The sequence below is a fragment of the Microcoleus sp. S13_C3 genome (genome assembly GCF_036700905.1).
Classification (GTDB): Bacteria; Cyanobacteriota; Cyanobacteriia; order Cyanobacteriales; family Microcoleaceae; genus Microcoleus.
Genome location: NZ_JAUBPT010000065.1, coordinates 1 through 1,666 on the forward strand (window position 1 = coordinate 1; position 1,666 = coordinate 1,666).

Here is a 1,666-nt window from a genome sequence, read left to right on the forward strand (position 1 = left end):
AGTTTTTGAGCAACAGCTTGCCTGAGATTCAAAGGTGGCTACTTTTAGCTGCGCTCATTTTTTAGTCTAAACTACAGTAACAGAGCTAAACACAGTTGATATCGATCGCCCAAGCGGTGAGTTTGAGAGGTTTGAAGTTATTATTAATTACAGCAACAGCGACACAATTCGAGCAACTTTTCAGAACAAGATTTTGGTGGCAGACTTCTTGAGGAAGCTGAAAAGCTGAACTCATTCTCCTGACGGGCGTTGGAGCGGACGGAACATACTGGCTCGATCAAACAAATTTTTCAAGCTCATCAACCGCACCTTCCCTGGAGTGGCGACTTTCCAGAGGAAGCTAAGCAGTTTTTCTCGTGGGCGTTTCTGTGGGATCGTCCCAAGGAAAGGAAAATTTTGGCAATTCCGGTTTTTGCAGGGTTCAAAGACTATGTGGCGGCTTATTTGGATTTGGTCGATCGCGCCGAACCTGTGAGATCGGGCGCAAAGTTAGATAGTATCTTAACAAGCTCAACTGTGCTATCTGCGGTATCTTGCCGAAAAAACCCCGGGTCAGGAAATGTTCACGCGGTTCTGCGGGGAGGAATGGATCGAAGAATACATTCACGGCTTTTTGTTCAATTGGGAACGCAAGCTGGCACAATTGGTAAGTAACAAGAATTAATTTTAATACAAGCTTCAGCCACTATACTAATAAGTGTAGGTTGGCATGAGGAAAATGCCAATGGTCAAAAAAAATCGCAATGTAGTTAGTTCCAATTCAGACAGCAAAGTCAAAATCGGACTTTCGCTGACTTCTTCTAGTGCCGATCGATTGAACACGATCGCTCGAAAGCTTGGAATATCAAGGTCGGAGCTCCTAGAACGCTTGGCACAAGGCGCTCTGGATATTTCAAGCGACAAGACGGAAGTTAGTGTCACTTGGAAAAAAGGTGAAGAAACGCAGGTAGAAGCCGCCCACTTGCAAGGGGAAACAGCCGAAGAAAGCGAATTTAATGACGCTGTAACGGCAGAAACCCTATCGGACTCGGTGAGTGTAAAGCCAAATCCGCTGCAAGAAAGTTACGAAAGTTTACAGCAGCAGTTGAGTGAACGCGAAAGTTCGATCGCATCTTTACAGCAGCAACTCGCTACTGAAAAGCAAAATCTCGAAAGCCAATTAGCCGAAACAGTAGCGAAGTCAAGTTACGAAAGTTTACAGCAACAGTTGAGTGAACGCGAAAGTTCGATCGCATCTTTGCAGCAGCAATTCGCTACCGAAAAGCAAAATCTCGAAAGCCAATTAGCCGAAACAGTAGCGAAGTCAAGTTACGAAAGTTTACAGCAGCAGTTGAGTGAACGCGAAAGTTCGATCGCATCTTTGCACCAGCAACTCGCTGAAAAAGAACAGCGGGAACACGACTTTGTGCAACAGCTAGCCGAAAAATCCAGTGCTCTGGAATCTTTGCAGCAGCAAATCGCTGAAAAAGAACAGCGGGAACACGACTTTGTGCAACAGCTAGCCGAAAAATCCAGTGCTCTGGAATTTTTGCAGCACCAAATCGCTGAAAAAGAACACCGGGAACACGACTTTGTGCAACAGCTAGCCGAAAAATCCAGCGCTCTGGAATCTTTACAGCAGCAAATCGCTGAAAAAGAACACCGGGAACACGACTTTGTGCAACAG

General features: G+C 45.6%; 3 protein-coding genes and 1 pseudogene. 3 read left to right on the forward strand and 1 reads right to left on the reverse strand.

Going from position 1 to position 1,666, the window contains the following annotated elements:
* Window positions 1–85 precede the first annotated feature (85 nt).
* Complete coding sequence (locus tag QUA16_RS18420; RefSeq protein WP_333106657.1) at window positions 86–235, reverse strand: hypothetical protein; 150 nt, start codon at window positions 233–235, stop codon at window positions 86–88.
* 14 nt (window positions 236–249) lie between these two features.
* Here QUA16_RS18420 and QUA16_RS36970 point away from each other — a divergent pair.
* The 3 genes and pseudogenes from QUA16_RS36970 to QUA16_RS18430 all read left to right on the forward strand — a co-directional run.
* Window positions 250–492: pseudogene (locus QUA16_RS36970) on the forward strand (phycoerythrobilin:ferredoxin oxidoreductase); the annotation flags it as partial.
* Between the two features lie 67 nt (window positions 493–559).
* The gene (locus QUA16_RS36975) at window positions 560–664 is read left to right on the forward strand and encodes a hypothetical protein (RefSeq protein WP_445252198.1); all 105 of its coding nucleotides are present in this window, start codon (window positions 560–562) and stop codon (window positions 662–664) included.
* Between the two features lie 60 nt (window positions 665–724).
* A partial coding sequence (locus tag QUA16_RS18430; protein WP_333181289.1) for a ribbon-helix-helix protein, CopG family occupies window positions 725–1,666 on the forward strand: 942 nt, incomplete at its 3' end.